At 71.6% G+C, this 18,948-nt stretch carries 19 protein-coding genes; 7 read left to right on the top strand and 12 right to left on the bottom strand.

What is annotated here, in order from left to right:
• Window positions 1-27: 27 nt before the first annotated feature.
• Window positions 28-1,146, bottom strand: coding sequence for an MFS transporter (locus tag ACFC8N_RS33960; protein ID WP_376292774.1), 1,119 nt, complete (start codon window positions 1,144-1,146; stop codon window positions 28-30).
• Between the two features lie 266 nt (window positions 1,147-1,412).
• Between ACFC8N_RS33960 and ACFC8N_RS33955 the strand changes: the two genes are divergently transcribed.
• Window positions 1,413-1,580 (top strand): hypothetical protein, encoded by a 168-nt coding sequence (locus ACFC8N_RS33955; RefSeq protein ID WP_376292494.1) that lies wholly within the window; start codon window positions 1,413-1,415, stop codon window positions 1,578-1,580.
• Between the two features lie 26 nt (window positions 1,581-1,606).
• On the opposite strand, the gene ACFC8N_RS33950 is transcribed toward ACFC8N_RS33955, so the two are convergent.
• Window positions 1,607-2,263 (bottom strand): vitamin K epoxide reductase family protein, encoded by a 657-nt coding sequence (locus tag ACFC8N_RS33950; protein ID WP_362817163.1) that lies wholly within the window; start codon window positions 2,261-2,263, stop codon window positions 1,607-1,609.
• A complete protein-coding gene (locus tag ACFC8N_RS33945) occupies window positions 2,260-2,850 on the bottom strand; it encodes a hypothetical protein (RefSeq protein ID WP_376292491.1) in 591 nt (196 codons plus the stop codon). The genes ACFC8N_RS33950 and ACFC8N_RS33945 overlap by 4 nt, the downstream gene beginning before the upstream one ends.
• A 397-nt stretch (window positions 2,851-3,247) precedes the next feature.
• On the opposite strand from ACFC8N_RS33945, the gene ACFC8N_RS33940 reads away from it, so the two are divergent.
• On the top strand, window positions 3,248-3,475 hold the full coding sequence (locus ACFC8N_RS33940) for a hypothetical protein (protein ID WP_376292489.1): 228 nt from the start codon (window positions 3,248-3,250) through the stop codon (window positions 3,473-3,475).
• Window positions 3,476-3,928: 453 nt separating this feature from the next.
• Here the strand turns inward: ACFC8N_RS33940 and ACFC8N_RS33935 are convergent, their stop codons facing one another.
• Entirely contained in the window at window positions 3,929-4,900 is a 972-nt protein-coding gene (locus ACFC8N_RS33935) for an SDR family NAD(P)-dependent oxidoreductase (protein ID WP_356039476.1), read from the bottom strand.
• A gap of 55 nt (window positions 4,901-4,955) precedes the next feature.
• Between ACFC8N_RS33935 and ACFC8N_RS33930 the strand changes: the two genes are divergently transcribed.
• Window positions 4,956-5,378, top strand: a complete 423-nt coding sequence (locus tag ACFC8N_RS33930; protein ID WP_356039479.1) for a MerR family transcriptional regulator — start codon at window positions 4,956-4,958, stop codon at window positions 5,376-5,378.
• 165 nt (window positions 5,379-5,543) lie between these two features.
• Here ACFC8N_RS33930 and ACFC8N_RS33925 read toward each other — a convergent pair whose 3' ends face one another.
• The 3 genes from ACFC8N_RS33925 to ACFC8N_RS33915 are packed head-to-tail and all read right to left on the bottom strand — an operon-like array spanning window position 5,544 to window position 9,215.
• Window positions 5,544-6,602, bottom strand: coding sequence for an ABC transporter ATP-binding protein (locus ACFC8N_RS33925; RefSeq protein ID WP_376292487.1), 1,059 nt, complete (start codon window positions 6,600-6,602; stop codon window positions 5,544-5,546).
• A 1-nt stretch (window position 6,603) separates the two neighbouring features.
• Window positions 6,604-8,127 carry an iron ABC transporter permease gene (locus tag ACFC8N_RS33920; protein WP_356039485.1) on the bottom strand — a complete coding sequence of 508 codons (1,524 nt, stop codon included), beginning with the start codon at window positions 8,125-8,127 and terminating at the stop codon, window positions 6,604-6,606.
• A gap of 14 nt (window positions 8,128-8,141) precedes the next feature.
• Window positions 8,142-9,215 (bottom strand): extracellular solute-binding protein, encoded by a 1,074-nt coding sequence (locus tag ACFC8N_RS33915; protein ID WP_356039487.1) that lies wholly within the window; start codon window positions 9,213-9,215, stop codon window positions 8,142-8,144.
• Between the two features lie 683 nt (window positions 9,216-9,898).
• On the opposite strand from ACFC8N_RS33915, the gene ACFC8N_RS33910 reads away from it, so the two are divergent.
• Window positions 9,899-10,327: a hypothetical protein gene (locus ACFC8N_RS33910; RefSeq protein ID WP_362817154.1), complete on the top strand. Its 429-nt coding sequence runs from the start codon at window positions 9,899-9,901 to the stop codon at window positions 10,325-10,327.
• Between the two features lie 114 nt (window positions 10,328-10,441).
• Complete coding sequence (locus ACFC8N_RS33905) at window positions 10,442-11,095, top strand: DUF3105 domain-containing protein (RefSeq protein ID WP_376292483.1); 654 nt, start codon at window positions 10,442-10,444, stop codon at window positions 11,093-11,095.
• Window positions 11,096-11,464: 369 nt separating this feature from the next.
• On the opposite strand, the gene ACFC8N_RS33900 is transcribed toward ACFC8N_RS33905, so the two are convergent.
• Together ACFC8N_RS33900 and ACFC8N_RS33895 are read right to left on the bottom strand one after the other, a co-directional pair.
• Complete coding sequence (locus ACFC8N_RS33900) at window positions 11,465-11,896, bottom strand: (2Fe-2S) ferredoxin domain-containing protein (RefSeq protein WP_376292772.1); 432 nt, start codon at window positions 11,894-11,896, stop codon at window positions 11,465-11,467.
• Window positions 11,863-13,836, bottom strand: coding sequence for a heavy metal translocating P-type ATPase (locus tag ACFC8N_RS33895; protein WP_376292481.1), 1,974 nt, complete (start codon window positions 13,834-13,836; stop codon window positions 11,863-11,865). The genes ACFC8N_RS33900 and ACFC8N_RS33895 overlap by 34 nt, the downstream gene beginning before the upstream one ends.
• A 115-nt stretch (window positions 13,837-13,951) precedes the next feature.
• On the opposite strand from ACFC8N_RS33895, the gene ACFC8N_RS33890 reads away from it, so the two are divergent.
• The gene (locus tag ACFC8N_RS33890) at window positions 13,952-14,356 is read left to right on the top strand and encodes an ArsR/SmtB family transcription factor (RefSeq protein WP_376292478.1); all 405 of its coding nucleotides are present in this window, start codon (window positions 13,952-13,954) and stop codon (window positions 14,354-14,356) included.
• A 229-nt stretch (window positions 14,357-14,585) separates the two neighbouring features.
• Here ACFC8N_RS33890 and ACFC8N_RS33885 read toward each other — a convergent pair whose 3' ends face one another.
• A complete protein-coding gene (locus tag ACFC8N_RS33885) occupies window positions 14,586-14,945 on the bottom strand; it encodes a metalloregulator ArsR/SmtB family transcription factor (RefSeq protein WP_356038394.1) in 360 nt (119 codons plus the stop codon).
• A 159-nt stretch (window positions 14,946-15,104) separates the two neighbouring features.
• Here ACFC8N_RS33885 and ACFC8N_RS33880 point away from each other — a divergent pair, with 159 nt between their 5' ends.
• On the top strand, window positions 15,105-16,490 hold the full coding sequence (locus ACFC8N_RS33880; protein WP_376292476.1) for an MFS transporter: 1,386 nt from the start codon (window positions 15,105-15,107) through the stop codon (window positions 16,488-16,490).
• A 12-nt stretch (window positions 16,491-16,502) separates the two neighbouring features.
• On the opposite strand, the gene ACFC8N_RS33875 is transcribed toward ACFC8N_RS33880, so the two are convergent.
• Both ACFC8N_RS33875 and ACFC8N_RS33870 read right to left on the bottom strand, forming a co-directional pair.
• Complete coding sequence (locus ACFC8N_RS33875) at window positions 16,503-17,759, bottom strand: MDR family MFS transporter (protein WP_376292473.1); 1,257 nt, start codon at window positions 17,757-17,759, stop codon at window positions 16,503-16,505.
• Window positions 17,756-18,892 carry a PLP-dependent cysteine synthase family protein gene (locus ACFC8N_RS33870; RefSeq protein WP_356038386.1) on the bottom strand — a complete coding sequence of 379 codons (1,137 nt, stop codon included), beginning with the start codon at window positions 18,890-18,892 and terminating at the stop codon, window positions 17,756-17,758. The genes ACFC8N_RS33875 and ACFC8N_RS33870 overlap by 4 nt, the downstream gene beginning before the upstream one ends.
• Window positions 18,893-18,948 lie beyond the last annotated feature (56 nt).

Below are 18,948 nucleotides of genomic sequence, written 5' to 3'. Positions count from 1 at the left end.
TGCGTGCACTGCCGTTGGGGCCCCGCATCATTCCTCGACGCTCCCGGGCAGCAGCCGCCCACCGAGTAGCACCGTGCAGGCGCCGACGGTCACCAGGCCGCCCGCGAGGAGGGTGCCCCGCACGTCAGCGAGCGGAAGGACCAGTCCCCCGAGCGCGGCGCCTGCCGCGATGCCCGCGTTGTATGCACCGGAGTTCGCTGCGAGTGCGATGTCCGTGCGGCCCGGTGCGCAGTGCAGCATCTCGTTCTGGGTGGTCATGAACACCGGCCCGAGTGCGCCGCCCGTCAGTACCAGGAACACCACCGCCGCCACGGGTTCGGTGCCGGCCGCGTACAGGCCGAGCATGCCCACCGCTTGCGTGGCTACGGCGGTGGTCAGCGCGGCGCGCGGAAAGCGGTCCAGCAGTGTCCCGGTGATGCTCACCCCGGCCAGACGCGCAAGGCCGAAAGTCACGAACAGGACGCTGACCGTGTTCGGTGGGAACCCGCTCACGTCGTGCAGGAACTTCACGACGTAGGTGTATCCCGCGAACGCCCCGGTGGCGGACAGGGCCCCGGCCGCCAGTACGGTTCCGAACCGACGGACGTCGGGACCGGTTCCGTAGGCGGCGGGCTCTTCCTCCGGACGCGAGGTCGGCAGCAGGACGGCGATCGTCACGAGTGAGACGAGCCCCAGAGCCGCCGGCATGGCGAGGGGCACCCGCCAGTCGCTCTGCCGGCCCAGCCAGGTCCCGGCGGGAACACCGACAACGAGGGCGAGCGAACCGGCGACGGACAGCGCCCCGACCACACGCCCGCGGATGTCGGGCGCGAACAGGCCCATCGCGACGGGACCCATCACGGCCCAGAACAGCGCCTGAGCGAGCGCGGTCAGCAGCCGTGCCACGAGGAGAAGCCAGTAGGAGGCGGCCAGAGCCGCGACCAGACTGGACACGACGAGCGCGGCCAGCAGACCGGTGAGCACATGACGCCGGGGCACGGCCCGCGTGACGTGGGCGAGCGGCACGGACGCCACGGCCACCGTCACGCCGTAACCGGTGACCAGGAGACCGACTGCTGACACTGACACCCGCAGGCCTTCGGAGATGAGCTCCAGGAGGCCGATCGGCAGGTTCTCCGCCGTGTTGAAGGTCAAGGCGGCCAGCATGAGGGCTACGAGCACCGCCGCCCTCTGCCATGGAGCCGGCTGCGGCGTGACCACATGGACTCGTTCGGCCCTCGACTGTTGCGCCTGCTCCGCGGCCCCGTCCATGGGCTTAGCTCACCGGGCTCACCGGTCCTCCGCAACCGAATTCATCCAGCGGCATGGGGGCACGTTCGAATCATCAAGCACGCCTCTGCGGGAACGGTTCTTCGGGTGCACTGGGGCCTTGGCCCGCGAGTCGCGCCGCCCGGCGGTGCATATCTGATCGTGTGCAAGATCCGTTCACGTACGGCCTCGTGCCCGCCGCCCCGGACACCGAGGAGACCGACGCCCCCCCGAGTCCGCTGCCGGTCGGCATCGCCACCCGGCAGGAGAAGGACCGGGTGGTGTGCCTGCGCGCCGAGCGCATGAACTTCTCTGCTCGCACTGCCCGTTGAAACCGGCCGAACGGCGACGGACATGCTCAGAGCAGCGTCTGCCAGTAGTTCCACCAGCGGGTGACGATCAGCATCGCGATGGCCAGGTACCAGGTGACCGGCACCACCCAGTGGAACTCCAGCACCCCGGCCACCACGGCGCGCGGTGCGCGGATGATCCCGTGCCGGAGGTTGTGCGCGGTGGTGTACCAGAACATCGCGATCGTGGTCGCCCACGCCAAGCAGCACCACAGACACAGCGCCCCGATCTCGTACAGCGCCTGCGTCATCAGCCACATGCAGAAAGCCGCACCGAGCAACGTGCCCGCGTTCAGCCCGAGCCAGAACCAGCGCCGGAAACGGGCGCCGGCGAGCAGCGCGAATCCGACGGCGACCACCACCGGGTAAGTGAGCAGTCCGAGCATCGGGTTGGGGAATCCGAACACGGACGCCTGGGCGCTCTTCATGACGTTCGTGCAGGAGAGCACCGGGCTGAGGTTGCACGAGGGCGAGAAGTGCGGGTCCTTCAGGAGCTGGAACTTGTCGAGGGTGATCACGAAGGAGGCGAGGATGCCGAGCGCCCCGGATACGATCAGCAGCCAGGCGAGGACGCGCGAGGCGTTGGTGGCGCCGTCCGGTGTGAGCTCTCCTCGTCGTCCGTATTTCCTGGTCAGACGGTGTGCGGTAGGGGTGGTGCCGGTCATCGAGGTTGATCCGCCTTGCCGGTGGTCGCAGTGGGCGCCAGGCCCATGGTGGTCGAGAGGTGGCTGCTGCCGCGTGAACGGCGTCCGGCGTCCCGCGCCGGTCCGCCCGGTATCGCCTCGCGAGCGGCCCCCTCCGGCCACACGACCTCCACCGGAATGCCGCGGGCCCGGGCGTAGGCCACCAGGTGCGCGGTGGCGTCACGGCCGTTGGAGGGCGAGCCGTCCCGCACGGCCAGCAACTGCCGGCATTCGGCGATCATCCGCTCGTCCGCTCCCATGCACGCGTCCCGGTCGGCCAGGTCGTACGCCACCAGACGCACCTGCCCGGCGAGCGACACCAGCTCCCCCACCGCCACCCGGTCCCGCTCCGGCAGCAACACGGGCACCATCCCCTGCGCGGGGATCACCACGACCAGCTCCCGCCCCGCCGCCCGCACCGCCCGCGCGAACGCCACCGGCACACCGGACCCCGCCCGCACCAGCCCTGCCCTCTGTACGGGGAACCGCTCCAGTGCCGCCCGCAGTTCGGCCTCCGTCAGCTCCAGCGTGCCCGACGTCAGGTCGCCGTGCCCCACCGCCGCGATCATCTCCGCGCCCGCCTCCCCCGCCGTACGGCGTTCTCTCTTCCGTCCTCGCGATACGCGGCACCACAGGCGGGACCGCGGGATCAGTGAAGTCAGTACGTGCAGCGGTCGACAAGGGCCGAACGGCCCTTGAACACCATGTTCGAGTCGCTTTCCATGGATGCCGTCAGACCTGACAGTGGCTCAGGCCTCAGGCCCGGTGCGGCGAACAGGTACCGCCGTACACGAAGGACACGCCCTCGATGGCATCTCGGTCCCGTCTTTCCATCACCGGGCGGACCGCGATCGGCACCACTCCGCGCTCGCTGTCGACCGTGCTGTGAGGGACGAGGCCGCCCGCCGTTTCGCCAAGGCCCGCGGACACCGAACCGAGGCTCCGTGTCTGCTCGGCAGCGTGCCTATGGGGCGGATCATCTTCACCCGGCACGCGCTGCCCTCCGCCCGACCGGTCAACCATGTCCTCGACGACATCGACCGTGCCAGCCGCACCAGCTGGAACGTCGTGACCACCGGCCACTGCCGCCTCGTCACCGACCCCGGCCAGGTGGCCCGCTGCCAGGAACGGGTCAGCCGGTCCGCCTCATCGCGTGCCCGGCCGCCCGCTCCACTGTGCGGCCGGCCGTTGTAGTGGATGTTCCAGACCGCACCAGGAACCGCAGGCACCGCTCGACCTTTCCGTTGTGGCGAGGTGTGCAGGGCTTGGTCTTCTGGTGCTGAGTTTGGCCTCCGATGGTGTCGGAGAAGTCGCATGAGCAGCAGCAGGCGCCGTGGTCGGTGACGCCGCGGTGGAGGTGGATGACGAAGTCACCGCTTCAGGATGCGGGTGAAGCCCGGCGTGTTACCGATGCCCGTGTCCGCGAGGCGCCGGGGGGGGCGATGCAGTCGGTCGTGCCGCACAGACGACGGTACGTCGGGCGCCGCCAGGCCCCTGGACTCGGCTGAAGGCGATGGGTGTAGCTCGGGCTCGTACGAAACCAGTCGGGCAGCGGGCACCGCCCTGTTCCAGGCGACGCCCGTCCCAGCGGCCCGTACCGCCCTGAGCGCCGCAGCGGAAGACAGCGCGGCGATGCAGGGCGCGGGTTCATCGGAGGATCGGGGTGGCGCCGGTCGCGGCGACGGACAGGTCCCAGAGCCGGGCGGCCTCGTCGGGGTCGACGGCGTACGCGCGGACGCCGCCGCCGTCCATGGGCTGGTCGGGAGCGGAGACGCGGGCGACGTCGCAGTCCTCCAGATAGAGCCCGCCGCGGCTGTCGAGGAGCAGGGACGTGGCGGCCCACAGGCCGGTGGCGGCGCCCTGGGAGGGGGTCTTGAAGTCGGCGCCGATCACGTTGCCGTGCTCGTCCACCCAGCCGCGGTCGATCTGTTCCTGAAGAGACATCTGGCGCTGGAGACCAGTGATGATCTTGCCTGGGTGGAGTGCGAACGCGCGGACGCCGTCGCCCCGCCCGAGGGTGTCGAGGTGCACGGCGAACAACGCGTTCGCGGTCTTGGACTGGCCGTAGGCCAGCCACTTGTCGTAGCCGGTGCGGAAGTGCGGGTCGTGCCGGCGGATGGCGCTCAGGGTGTGTCCGGCGGAGCTGTTGACGACGACGCGTGCGCCGCCTGCGGCGGCCAGGAGCGGGTAGAGCTCGCAGGCGAGCGTGAAGTGCCCGAAGTGGTTGGCGGTGAGCTGGCCTTCCCAGCCGGGCCCGACGCGCTGCTCCGGGGTGGCCATGACGCCCGCGACGGCCATCAGGAGGTCGAGTTGGTCGAGGCAGCCGCTGATGTGCGCGGCGGCCGAGCGGACGCTGCCGAGGTCGGCCAGGTCCATGGGGATGACCTCGCAGTCCCTCTCCTCCTGAAGGGCGGCACGGGCGATGTGGGGGCGGCGGGCCGGAACGATGACCCGGGCTCCGGCGGCCGTCAGAGCCCGGGTGGTCTCCAGGCCGAGCCCGGCGTAGCCCCCGGTCACCACAGCGGTCATGCCGGAAAGGTCGCGGCCGGCCATGATGTCCTCGGCGGGGGTGGCAGCGGAGAAAGGCGAGCCGAGCGGCTGCTGATCAGTGATGGTCATGACCCCGACGCTACGATCTAGAGCAAGGTCTAGATCAAGTCCTGGAGTGAGCGGTATGACGACCACCGAAGCCGCCTCGCAGTCGCTGAGCATCGGCGAGGTGGCCGAACGAACCGGACTGAGCGTGCACGCCCTGCGCTTCTACGAGCGCGAGGGTCTGCTGGTCGGGCCGGTCCGGCGTACGTCGGGCGGCAGGCGGCGCTACACATCCTTCGATGTCGACTGGCTGCTGGTCTGCGTCAAGCTCCGCGAATCCGGTATGCCCCTCGCCGACCTCAAGCACTTCGCCGAACTGGTACGGGAAGGTCCGGGCAACGAGGCAGAACGCTTGCGGCTGCTCGACGCCCATCGACAGCGCGTCGACGCACAGATCCAGGCGCTGGAGGAGTGCCGATCCGTCATCGCCTGGAAAGTCGACGTCTACGCCGAGCATCTCGCCCGCGGCAAGGCCGCCGGGCTCTGGGACCCGACAGCCTGAGGCGAAGCCTGCACAGCCGCGTCGCGTACGCTGGCGTCGGCGCGACAAGCCATGGCTCGGCAGCTTCAAGCGTCTGCCGTACCAAAGACGTCAACGACGTCCCGCCCCACCGCAGCCGTGCGCCTCCACCAGGCGGTACCTCCGGCACGAGCCCGTGGGCACCGTCTACGCCAATCGCTCTTCGACACGGAGGGGGTGGGCGGGGCCTTGCGCACAGACGTGGACCTGGCTGCCGACTGCCGGTGGCAGGGCGTCCGTGTAGAGGACGAGGCGTTCGGGCAGGTCCCGGCCGGAGTTCGGGGCGAGTTCGACGCGGTGGTCGTGGCCCCGGAACAGGCAGGCGGCGACTCGGGCCCGGACGGTGTGCGGGCCGGGTTCGGAAGTCATCCGGAGTTGGTGGGGGCGGAGCATGACGACACCGTCTCCCCGCTCGGTGTCGATGGTGAGGGACAGCGGGCCGAACTCGGTGGTGGCGTACCCGTCAGCGGGTTTGGCGGGCAGCAGGTTGGCCTCGCCCAGGGCTCGGGCGATGTCCGCGTCGGCCGGGTGGTGGTAGAGGGTGTGCGGGGTGTCGGCCTGCACGATGCGGCCGTCGCGCATCACGGCGATGGTGTCGGCGAAGGCGAGTGCCTCGTCCACGTCGTGGGTGACCAGGATCGCGGTGGCGCCCGCGCGCCGTAGGGTGGCGGCGACCTCCGTGCGCAGTTCGGTACGCAGTGCGGCATCCAGCGCGGCGAACGGTTCGTCGAGCAGGAGTAGTTGGGGCGCGGGGGCGAGCGCGCGGGCGAGGGCGACGCGTTGCTGCTGGCCGCCGGAGAGCTGGTGCGGGTGGCGGTCGGCGAGGCCGTCCAGCCCGACGAGGTCGAGCATGTCCCCCACCCGCTCGCGGCGGCCCGCGCGGGGAAGGCCGAAGCCGATGTTGGCGGCGACGGTCAGGTGCGGGAAGAGCGCCCCGTCCTGCGGCACGTACCCGATGCGTCGGCGCTCGGCGGGGACCCTGGTGCGGCCGTCGTCCAGGACGCGGCCATGCAGGGCGACCGTGCCCCGGGTCGCGGGATGGAAGCCGGCGACGATGCGGAGCAAGGTGCTCTTGCCGCAGCCGGAGGGGCCGAGGACACAGGCGAGGGCTCCGTCCTCGACGGTGAGGTCGAGTCCCGTGAGCACCGGGCTGCGGCTGTGTGCCGCCTCCAGGCTTTCGATCAAGAGGCCCGGCTGGCCGGTCATCTCAGTTCTCCTCAGGGGCGGTTGAGGGCGTGCGGAAGGTGCGGCGGGTCAGGATCAGGACTGCGGGCACGGACAGCGCGACCATCACCGCGGCGTACGGCGCCGCCGCCCCGTAGGAGAGGCCGGTGGTGTAGATCCAGAACTGGGTGGCGAGGGTCTCGGTGCCGGTGGGGCGCAGCAGCAGTGTGGCGGTGAGTTCGGTGCTCGCGGTGAGGGTGACCATCGCGAAGGCCGCGCCGAGTCCGGGCAGGATCAGCGGGAGGGTGATCCTGCCCAGGACGAGGATCCTGCGGACCCCCAGTGAGCGGGCGACGTCCTCCACTCCGTGCGGCACATGGGCCAGGGAGGCCCGCACGGAGGTCAGGGCGAGCGGGAAGAACAGCACCACATACCCGGCTACCAGCAACGACGGCTGCTGGTAGAGGGGTTGGGCGTAGCGGATCGCGAAGTACACCACCGACAGGGCGACGGCGATGCCGGGCAGTGCCCTGGTCAGATAGGCGGCGCGCTCCACGGTACGGGCCAGGCGGGTGGGGCGGCGCCAGGAGTAGAGCGCCACCGGCACCGCTGCGGCCGTGGCGACAGCAGCCGCCGTCAGGGAGTACCCCAGCGTCGTCACGGTCTCGGTGACGATGGAGGCGGACGGCAGGGTGGTGGAACTGCCGCGCAGCAGCCAGTGGACGAGCGCGAAGACCGGCACGCCGAGCGTCACCCCCACCACCGCGGCCAACGCGCCTGTGGCGACCGGCTTCCACCGGCCCAGGGGCACGGGGGCGCAGTCCCGTCCGGTGGCGCCCTCGCGCACCACCCGGCCGCGCCGCGCGGCGCGCGCGTCGAGAGCGACCAGGAGGAGGGCGAGGCCGACCAGGGCGAGCGTGAGCAGGCTGGCCGAGGCCATGTCGAAGCTGGTCTGGTACTCGTTGTAGATCGCGGTGGCGAACGTGGTGTAGCGCAGCATCGCGAACGCCCCGTACTCGCCCAGGAGATAGAGGGAGACGAGCAGCGCACCGCCCGCCAGGGCGGGGCGGGTGAGCGGCAGTGTGACCCGCCACAGGGTCGCGAGCCGGCCGCGCCCCAGGCTGCGCGCAACCTCCTCGGCGGAGGCGTCGGCGTGCCGCAGCGTGGCGGCCACCGGCAGGAACACCAGCGGATACAGCGAGGACGTCATCACCAGCACCGCACCCCAGTACCCCTGCACCTGCGGGAACAGCGAGACCCACGAGTAACCGTGGACGAACTCCGGCACGGCGAGTGGCATCGCCAGCGCCACGCTCCACGCCCGGCGTCCGGGCAGGTCGGTGCGTTCCACCAGGTAGGCGGCGGCGAAGCCGAGCACGAGCGCGCCTGCGGTGACGACCGTCGTGAGGGCGACGGTGTGCCACAGCAGCGTGCCCACCACGGGCCGGACCAGCAGGCGGTGCGCGGTGTCCCCGCCGGCCTGCGCGGCCTGGAGCCCGACGAACACCAGCGGTGAGGCGACCAGCAGCGCGACCAGGCCCGCCACCAGCGGCAGCGGACCCGGCATCGTACGAAGGGCCCTCACAGCAGGCCGACGGACTGCAGGAGTTCCAGGGCGTCCTTGCCGTCGCCGAGGTCAGCGGCCCGGGTGACCGGTCCGGAGGCCGTCAGCGCCCGGCTCACCTTGGTGTTCTTCACCCCTGCGGCGAGCGGGTACTCGTAGCTCTCGGAGGTGGCGATGATCTGCTGGGCGGGCTTGCTGGTCAAGTAGGCGAGGAACGCCTGGGCGGCGGCCTGGTGCTTGCCGTGGGAGAGGACGGCCGCGCCGGAGACGTCGACCAGCGCGCCGGGGTCGCCCTGCTTGAAGTAGCCCAGTGCGCTGTGGACGTGGGTGGCGCCGAGTTCGTCGCGCAGCCGGTACCAGTAGTAGTGGTCGATGACGCCGCCCTCGACCTCGCCGCGGTTCACGGCGGCGACCAGGTCCTCGTTGCTGCCGTAGACCTTGCTGTTGGCCTTCAGCCCCTCCAGCCAGCTCTTCGCGCCGGCCTCGCCCGCTGTCCTGATCATCCTGGTGACGATAGGAGTGAAGTCCGTCTCGCTCGGCGCGATGCCGAGCTTCCCCTTCCAGGCGGGGCCCGCCAAGTCCTTGACTCCGACGGGCACTTGGGCAGCCTTGACCTTGCTGGTGTCGTAGACGAACGCGGCCTCGCGGGCGGAGACGCCCACCCAGTCGCCCTGGGCCGAGCTGTCGGCCGACGGCACCGCCGCCAGGCCGGCGGCGTCCGCCTTCGCCAGCAGGCCCTTGTTCTCCAGGGTGGTGAGCGCGGGCGGGTTCTCCGCGAAGAACACGTCCGCCGGGGATGCCGGTCCCTCGGTGAGGATCTGGTTGGCCAACTCGGCCTCGTCACCGGAGCGGACGTTGGCCCTGATGCCGGTCCGCGCCTGGAAGTCCTTCACCAGCGCACTGACCGTCTGCTCGTGCTGACCGCTGTAGACGGTGATCGTCTGCCCCTTCAGCGAACCACCCGACGACGACGTGGCCGAGCTTCCCGAATCGTTCGAACCGCTGCACCCCGCCAGCGCCAGGACCGACAGCGACACTGCCGTCGCCAGCACGGCGGACCGGCACGCGGACCGCAGGACGACACGAGACATGGGACCTCCGAAGCAAGACACGGACGGGCCGCCGACGCCGCCCCCACGGCACACACCCGCCATCAACAAAGCAAGGCTCACCGTACTTAGGTAAGCCTTGCCTGAAAACACATGCACCGAGCACCGACCAGTAGCTATCCAGCCACCCTCACGCCCTTAAATGCCTTGCTGTGTCACGATTTGACGGCGCGTTTTTGACCATCACATAGCTTGTTCATAGAGACCACATGGCAGCCCCATCACCACCGCCCGCGCGAACGGTTACCGAAGCGTGACAGCGAGTGGGGCTCTGTGGAGGTTGCAGTGGATGATCGGCGCTCCGGCAGCCGCCGTGCGGGCCGACGACCCGGCCACCCGCTCCAGCTCCAGCTCCGTTGTCGGCGAGCCCACTGCCTCGGCCACCACCACCTCGCAGGCCAGCGGCCCCGGCCCTACCCACCCGCGTCGTGCAGATCGTCACCGTCGTACGACAGCACAGCGGTGGACAGTCCGCTATGGCTGCCCAGGCGCCAACTCCCGTGCCGGCGGAGGGGATCCGGAGCTGCTGGAGTGGGCCCGGTACCTGATCGCCGAAGAAGAAGTGCGGCGGGCGGCCCGGTCACGAACGGTTCCCCTCGGGCATCAGCACGCAATGCCGGAACCCGCCCGGAAGGGTGTTCACGGAACCGCTTAGCATCGTCACGATGAGCGGTCGCCCCCAGTGCAGGCCCCGCAGCGCGTGGCGGAGCACGCCGGCTGCGGCGCTGTGCCCTGCCCTGGCCGTGCTGCTCATGGCGCTGGTGATGTGCCTGGGCTCAGTGGCGCGTTCTGCCGGCGACCATGCCCCCGCACACATGACCGCGATGTCCGCCGTCCGGACGTCGCCGGAGGGCCCGGCCGAGCACCACGCGCTGCGCGTGACGCACCCGGGCCACTGCCCGACCGGTGACATGTGCTGCGCTCAGGACACTCAAGCCGCCCGCGCGGTGCTCCCCGCGACAGCGCAGCCGGTACCGGCGGTCCTGCCGCGCAACCCGAGTCTCCCCGGCCCGGCCACCCTCGCCTGCGCCCTCGGCCTCACGCCCACGCGCGGCGCCCCGGATCTCCACGTCCTCCAGGTGCAACGGACATAGACGACGCCACCGTGCCGGCCGCTGACGCATGCGGCCGCCGGCGTCCGTCCATCTCCCTCCTGCACCCACCACCGCCCGACGACACCACGCGGCGGGGACGAGGAACACACAGTCATGAGCAAGAACAGCAAGAAGCAGGCTGCCGACCGCAAGGCCCGCGTCGAGGCTATGCGCCGCGCCGAGAAGTCCCGCGAGCGCCGCAATCGCATCATCACCGTCACGATCAGCACGGTCATCGTCGCCGGGCTGATCGGCTGGGGCACGTACGCCATCAGCAACGCCAACCAGAAGAAGGAGCAGCAGGCCGCCACAGCCACGAAGCCGATATCCGGCGAGAAGACCTGGGACGCCGGCAAGCTGGGCCGCAACCACGTCCAGGGCAAGGTCGCCTACCCCATGAACCCGCCCGTCGGCGGTAACCACAACCCGGTGTGGATGACCTGCAACGGCAACGTCTACACGAAGGCCGTCCCGAACGAGAACGCCGTCCACTCCCTCGAACACGGTGCGGTCTGGGTGACGTACAACGGCAAGGCCACGCAGGCGGACGTCAAGACCCTCGCCGACCGGATCACCAAAACCCCGTACACGCTCATGAGCCCGGACAGCACTCAGTCCGGGACGATCACGCTGTCGGCCTGGGGCCACCAGCTCAGCGTCAACACGGCCGCCGACCCGAGGGTCGACCAGTTCCTCACCAAGTACGTCCAAGGCCCGCAGACCCCCGAGCCGGGCGCGGCCTGCACGGGCGGACTCACCGCCTCGTGACACCGTCGTGAGCTCGGGCTCGGCGGCGCGCAGTCCGCTTCGGCGGCCGCTCAGCCAGCGGTCGGCAATCCGTACCGACTGGTCCGGAGTGGCTGCCGCGCTGCCGGGTCGCGTGCCGGCAGGCTTCATGCCGTAGGCGGTGTTCCACAACCTGGCTGGACCGAACTCGAACTCCAGCCGGACCAGGCCGCTGCCCGGGTACCCGTTGCTGAACGTGGTTCTGTCCGGCCTTCTGGATCGCGCACTTGGTGGGAGGACTGCCGCCGGGCAAGGACCACGTCCACCAAGTGGTCTTCATCGTCCTGCCGTTGGCCGGGCTGCTGATACCCGTCCGTGTCTTCTTGTCACCTGGGCCGCTGGCGGGTCGGGTCAGCCCTCGACGGCTCGGCGGATGCGGCGGGAGGGGGTGAACTCGTACAGGTCGAGCACGCCGGGCGGGTCGGCAAGGCCGGGGCCGCCGGCGGCGATCCATGCGGCGATGTCGTCGGCGGCGTCGGTGTCGTTGACGAGGCCCAGCCACACCGGCCGACCGCCGGCGGCCCGGCCTGTGGCGGAGGGCTGGACGACGATGACGTTGCCGTGTTCGCAGGCGTCAAGACAGCCGGTCACTCTCACCTGGGCGCTGTCGGGGAGCGCCTGTCGCAACTGGGCGAGCTGACCGGCGTGGTCCAGGCCGGGGATCTTCGCGGTGCCGCAGCAGCAGCCCCGGCACACGGTGACCGTGCAGCGGGCCGCGCCCGCCGTGGTGGGGCCGGTCGTACGGCGGCTCACCGGCCGGTCCCGTTGCGGGCGCGGCGCCAGGCTCCGTCGGCCAGCAGGCGCAGGCCGTTCAGGCCGACGATGACGGTGGAGCCCTCGTGCCCGGCGACACCGAGCGGCAGCGGCAGGGTGCCGGCCAGGTCCCAGACGGCCAGGCCGGTGATGAACACACCGGCGATCACCAGGTTCTGCACCACCAGGCGGCGGGCCCGGCGGGAGAGCGCGATCACGGTGGGGATGGTCGCCAGCTCGTCGCGGACGACGACCGCGTCGGCGGTCTCCAGGGCGAGGTCGGATCCGGCCCGGCCCATCGCGATGCCGGTGTGCGCGGCGGCGAGCGCGGGGGCGTCGTTGACGCCGTCACCAACCACCATGACCTTCCGGCCCGCCTGCTCCATCTCCTGCACAGCGGTGACCTTGTCCTGCGGAAGCAGTCCCGCGCGGACGTCGGTGATGCCGGCCTCGGCGGCGAGCCGGGCCGCCGCACGCGGGTTGTCACCAGTGACGAGCACCGGGGCGGTGCCGGTCAGCTCGCCCAGCGCGGCGACGGTGCCCGCGGCCTCCTCGCGCAGCCGGTCGGCGATGCCCAGCACACCCACCGGGGTGCCGTCGGCCGTGACCAGCACGGCGGTGCGGCCCCCCTCCTCCAGGCCGGCGGCGACCGCGACGGCCGGGTGCGTGCCGCCGTCCAGGAGCCGGGCCGGGCTGCCGACCGCGATCTTCCGGCCCGCGACGGTCGCGGTGACGCCCGTACCGGGCGCGGAGGCGAAGTCCTCCACCACGGGAATGTCCAGCTCGCGGCTGCGGGCGGCGTCCACGATCGCGCGGGCCAGCGGGTGCTCGCTGGGGTGCTCGGCCGCCGCCGCCAGCCGCAGCAGCTCGTCCTCGCTCGGACCGGAGCCGGTCAGCGGGCGGATGTCGGTGACCCGCGGGGTGCCCTCGGTCAGCGTGCCGGTCTTGTCCAGGGCGACCGCGTCCACTTGACCGAGACGTTCCATGACCACGGCCGACTTCACCAGCACGCCGTGGCGGCCCGCGTTGGCGATCGCGGACAGCAGCGGCGGCATGGTGGCCAGCACCACCGCGCACGGCGAGGCGACGATCATGAACGTCATCGCCCGCAGCAGCGTCGACTGCAACGCCGCGCCGAAGAGCAGGGGCAGGACGAACAGCGCGACGGTGGCGGCGACCATCCCGATCGAGTACCGCTGCTCGACCTCCTCGATGAACAGCTGGGTGGGGGCCTTGGTCTCGGAGGCTTCCTCGACCATCGCCACGATGCGGGCGATCACCGAATCGGCAGGGTCGCGCTCGACCTTCACCCGCAGTGCCCCGGTGCCGTTCAGAGTGCCGGCGAACACCTCGTCCCCGGCCTCCTTCGCCACCGGCAGCGGCTCGCCGGTGATGGTCGCCTGATCGACTTCGCCGGCCCCGTCCAGTACGCGGCCGTCGGCGCCGATCCGCTCGCCGGGCCGCACCAGGACCGTGTCCCCCACGCGCAGCTGCTCGGTGGGCACCGTCTCCTCCCCGCCGTCGTCCGTCAGTCGGGTGGCCGTCGCGGGGGCCAGGTCGAGCAGACCGCGCACGGAGTCGGCGGTACGGGCGGTGGCGACGGCTTCCAGCGCGCCGGAGGTGGCGAAGATGACGATCAGCAGCGCGCCGTCCAGGACCTGTCCGATCGCCGCCGCCCCGAGCGCGGCGACGACCATGAGCAGATCCACGTCCAGGGTCTTCTCGCGCAGTGCCTGGAGTCCGGCCCAGCCCGGCTCCCAGCCGCCAGTCACATAGACGGCGGCGAACAGCGGGCCCGACGCCCAGGCCGGCGCCCCGGCCAGGTACAGCGGCAGCGCGAGCAGGAACAGCACCAGCGCGGCTGCGGCCCAGCGGGCCTCGGGCAGGGCGAGGATCCGGGTGCGGCGGCGGGGCGCCACCGCGTCACGGGCGACGCCGGGCGGCGCCGGGCGGGTGAGCGTGGATGACATCGACGTGGGGTCCTTCATCAGTAGCGGGGCGGAGCGCTGTCCGATTCCACCACCGTAGCAGGAACAAATGAAGAGACATTCATGTGTTCATGGAAGGTGCCGCTACCATGGGCCCATGGGTCATGGAGCCGCACCGTCAGCAGAAGGCGTTCCGCGCCAGCGCCTGGACGCCGCCAGCGCCGCCAAGGTCGCCACCACCCTCCAGGCGCTGGCGACCCCCTCACGGCTGCTCATCCTCGCCCGCCTGCGCGAGGGCCCCCTGCCCGCGACCGAACTGGCCGCCGAGGTCGGCATGGAGCAGTCCGCCTGCTCGCACCAGCTGCGCCTGCTGCGCAACCTCGGCCTGGTGGTCGGCACCCGCAAGGGCCGCTCCGTGGTCTACTCCCTCTACGACAACCACGTCGCGGAACTCCTCGACCAGGCCGTCTACCACATTGAGCACCTCCGCCTGGGCATGAGCGACGCCGCCGGCGCCGTCACCGAGCCGAGGCGGGAAGAAGCGGCCGTGCCGAGCCTCTGACCGGCTCGGTCGACGGGCCGCCGCAAGTCGCACGTTGACCGGGAGCGCTCATCCGGCGGATGAAGCCTGGAGGGGTACGGCGGGGGCAACACGGCGAGCCTCGCGGCCGACAACACCGCCGCCTTCAACTGCCGCCGTGTGAACCAGATCAACACCCCGGCCCTCGAAGGCGACGGGGCCTGGCAGACCTTCACCACCGAAGGGTGGATCCGGCAGGACGGCTGCCCGGTCAGTCGTGCGGGGCCGTCCCGCTGACCCGGTGGTCCGCGTGGCTGAGTGCCTCCATGACCAGGCGCCGCAGATGTCCGTCGCGGAGGCTGTAGTGGATGTGCCGGCCCTCGCGCCGCGTCTCCACCAGTCCGGCCAGCCGGAGCTTCGCCAGGTGCTGGCTGACCGCCGTCCGGGACGCGTCACACCGCTCGGCGAGCGAACCGACGTCCGCCTCCTCCTGTGCGAGCAGCCACAGCAGATGCAGCCGGGTCGAGTCCGAGAGCAGGGCGAAGACCTCGGTCGCCTCGGCCAGCCGGGCGCTGTCCGGAGCACGCAGATGCGTCGAGGGTGCAGTTGGGACAGCGTCGCGTTGGGGCATGAGGCCAGCCTAGAGCCACCCGGCGACGGAGCGGATACGGGCAGGGAACGGTGACATCCAGCTGTCATGTGCGCAGATGCGCACATGACAGCTACACTCGATGCCGAGCCGATCGGCATGCCGTTGTGCTGTCGACCCGTCACGCCCGGGAGCCGCCCCATGCTCGCCGTCCTGCGCAACCGCACCTACCGCCACCTCTTCGCCGCCCAGGTCATCGCCCTCGTCGGCACCGGCCTGGCCACGGTGGCCCTCGGACTGCTCGCGTACGACATCGCGGGGGCCGACGCCGGTTCGGTGCTGGGCACCGCGCTCGCGATCAAAATGGTGGCCTACGTCCTGATCGCCCCGGCGATCGGCGCGGTCGCCGACCGGATCCCGCGCCGGGCGGTCATGGTCACCGCCGACCTGACCAGAGCCGCGGTCGCGCTCTTCCTGCCGTTCGTGGGCCAGGTCTGGCAGGTCTACGTCCTCGTCTTCCTGCTCCAGTCCGCCTCGGCCGCCTTCACCCCGACCTTCCAGGCCGTCATCCCGGACGTCCTGCCGGACGAGCGTGACTACACGCAGGCCCTGTCGATGTCACGGCTCGCCTACGACCTGGAGAGCCTGTTCTCCCCCGCGCTGGCGGCGGCCCTGCTGTCCGTAATCACCTACAACTGGCTGTTCACCGGCACCATGCTGGGCTTCCTCGCCTCGGCCGCGCTCGTGGTCTCGGCGGTCCTGCCCAAGCCCTCGACCACGTCGGCCACGTCCGCGCCGCGCGCGGACGGCGCGTATGCGAAGGCCACCGCGGGCAGCCGCCTCTTCTTCACCCTCCCGCAACTGCGCGCCCTGCTCGCCCTGAATCTCGCGGTCGCCGCCGCGAGTGCGATGGTGACCGTCAACTCCGTCGTCTACGTCCGCGACTTCCTGGGCCTGTCGGCGGGAATGGTGGCCCTCGCGCTCGGCGCGTACGGCGGCGGCTCGATGATCGTGGCCCTCCTCCTGCCGCGCGTGCTGGAGAAGGTTTCCGACCGGACGGTGATGCTGCGCGGCGCCCTGCTGCTCGGCGTGGTCTTCGCCGGGCTCGGCGCGATCACGGCCGCGCACGGCGGGAGTTGGCGCTGGCCCGCGCTGCTGGTGGTGTGGGCGGCCTTCGGTGCCGCCTGCTCGATGGTGCTGACCCCCACCGGGCGGCTGATCCGCAACGCGGCGCCGGCCGAGGAGCGTACGGCGGCCTTCGCCGCGCAGTTCTCGCTGTCGCACAGTTGCTGGCTGCTGACGTACCCGCTGGCAGGGTGGGTGGGGGCGGAGGCCGGACTGGAGTCCGCCGTAGTCGCGCTGGGCGTGATCGCGCTGGCCGCCTCCCTGCTGGCCCTGCGGCTGTGGAGATCGCCGTCGGCACAGTCGCAGTCGCAGTCGCAGCGGGAGACGGTGGTCGTCGTCGAGCACGACCACGCCGGCCTCGACGGCGACCACCCACACCTCGCCGGTGCCACACGGGTCGGAACCGGCTGGCGGCACAGCCACCACTACCGGCCCGACCCGCTGCACGCGGCCCACCCCTGACCGCCTACCGCGTCACCCCGGCACCGGAACCGGGCTGGGCACCGCGAGGTACCCGGCACGGTGCAGCCGCGCAACCAGCCCCGCACACACGAACCCGGTGGCCGCCAGCACGGTCCACGGCAGCCAGCGCACGCCGGTGTCGAAGAGCGCCCCGACGGCCAGGTTGCCAAGCGAGATCGCGATGCCGGAAGCAGTGTTGTAGGCGCCGTAGTGCGTCGCCACGAGCCGGTCCCCGGAGAGCCGGACGACGGTGTCCATCTCGAACGGGTAGAGAAGCGCCCCGCCCCAGGCGAGCAGAGCCGCGCACAAGGTGAGGCCGACGACGCCGCACGCCGTGCCGAGGACTCCGCCGTACGGTCCCGGCAGCAGCGGCAGGAACGCCGCCCCCATCACCACCAGCCCGTAGGCGATGGCCCGCGGACCGGACAGCGTCTTCTTCGCCCACGCCGTCAGTTTCAGCTGTCCCGACAGCGCGGCGAGCGCCGAGACGGCGAAGACGGCACCTGTCACGACCCCGGTGCGGTCACCGAAGAGTTCACGGGCACGCAGCGGGAGGGCGAGGTAGACCTGGAAGGCCAGGACGTACGAGCCGGCCATCGCGGCGGCGAAGAGGAGGAACGGCCGGTTGGCGGCGATGGTCCGCCAGTCGGCGGCCACCGCGCGCCAGGCCGGCTCAGTGCCGCGTCCCTGCGGCGGGCGAGGCGGAAGAGCGCGGGTCTGGAGAACGGCCAGGGCGCCGAAGATCAGTGCGGCGACAGCACACACCGCCCCGAAGTCCCAGGTCAGCAGGGCGAGTCCGGCGAGCGGGCCGATGAGGACGCCCGCCTGGTAGAAGACGTTGAAGGCGGCGAAGGCCTCGACGCGTCGTTCCTGTCCCACGTCGGCGGCCAGGTAGGCGCGGACCGCCGGGTTGAACAGCGCGCCCGCCAGGCCGGTCAGTGCCGACGCGACGATCAGCGCCGGCAGAGTCCCCGCCACCGCGAGCAGCCCGAAGGCCACCGTCCGCAGGACGCACCCGGTGAGGATCAGCGGCTTACAGCCGTAGCGGTCGGCGAGGGTGCCGCCGACGAGGAACATGCCCTGCTGGGAGAGATTGCGGATGCCGAGCACCAGTCCCACTGTCCAGGCGGCGAGGCCGAGACCGTGGGCGAGGTGGTCGGCGAGGTAGGGCATCAGCATGTAGAAGCCCAGGTTGATGGCGAACTGGTTCACCATCAACAGCTGTGCCGGGCGGTCGAAGGAGGCCACCTGGGCCCGCAACCCCTTCATCGGACGACCACCGCCTTCACCCGCTCGCGCCCCAGCGGGTCGCGGACCTGGCTGCACCGGGTCCAGCCGGTCACCACGCAGGCGTCCTGGGCGGCGATCTCGTCGGGCTCCCACGGCTGTTCCTCGCTGAAGAGCCGGTGCTCGCGGCACCAGGCGTCGTTGTAGACGGTCTCCAGGTAGCGGTACGGACCGTCCGGGAAGATCGCGGCGATCCGGGTGCCCGGCGGATACGTCCGCGCGGCCCACCCGGCGACCAGGGCGACCGCGCCGACGCTCCAGCCGCCGGAGGCGTAGTGGCGGCGGGCCAGTTGGCGGCAGGCCCAGACCGCTTCGGCCGGGGCGACCCAGTGGACCTCGGCGAAGGCGTCGTAGTCGACGTTCTCGGGGTGGATGCTGGAGCCCAGGCCGCGCATCAGCCGCGGCGCGGCGGGCTGGCCGAAGATCGTCGAGCCGACCGAGTCCACCCCGATGAGGATCAGGCCGGGGAAGGATTCGCGCAGGACGGACGCGGTGCCGGCGGAGTGGCCTCCGGTGCCGACGGCGGCCACCAGGACGTCGATGCGTCCCAGTTGGGCGATCAGCTCGGCGGCCAGCGGGCGGTAGGCCGCGACGTTGTCGGGGTTGTGGTACTGGTCCGGGCAGTACGCACCCGGCGTGCGGGCGAGCAGCTCGGCGACGCGCTCGCGGCGGGACTCCTGCCAGCCGCCCTCCGGATGCGGGGCGGCGACCCGGTCGACGTGCGCGCCGAGGGCGGTGAGCAGGCGGACCATGGCGGGTTCCATGCCGGGGTCGGTGACGACGGTGACGGGGTGGCCGTAGGTCAGTCCGGCCAGGGCCAGCCCCAGGCCGAGGGTGCCGCTGGAGGACTCGACGATCGGCGCGCCGGGGGTGAGGTCGCCGCGCCGCCGGGCCTCGCGGACCATGTGCAGTCCGGGGCGGTCCTTGATGCCGCCGGGGTTGGTGCCCTCCAGCTTGGCGTAGAAGCCTCGGCCGGGCGGGGCGAAGGGCTGGTCGATCCACAGGACCGGGGTGTTGCCGACGAGTTGGGCCGGCCGGCGGGCGATCAGGGGCAGCGGCGCGTGGGCGCCGAGGGGTTCGGGCGGTTCCAGTTGTTCGAGCAGGGAGAGATGCATGGGCGTACGGCTCCTTCGCGCCCTGCGCGAAGGCAGGGGCGGTGATTGACGGTTCG

Origin of the sequence: Streptomyces sp. NPDC055966, from assembly GCF_042269865.1 — a bacterium.
Classification (GTDB): Bacteria; Actinomycetota; Actinomycetes; order Streptomycetales; family Streptomycetaceae; genus Streptomyces.
This window is presented reverse-complemented; position numbering and strand designations above follow the sequence as displayed.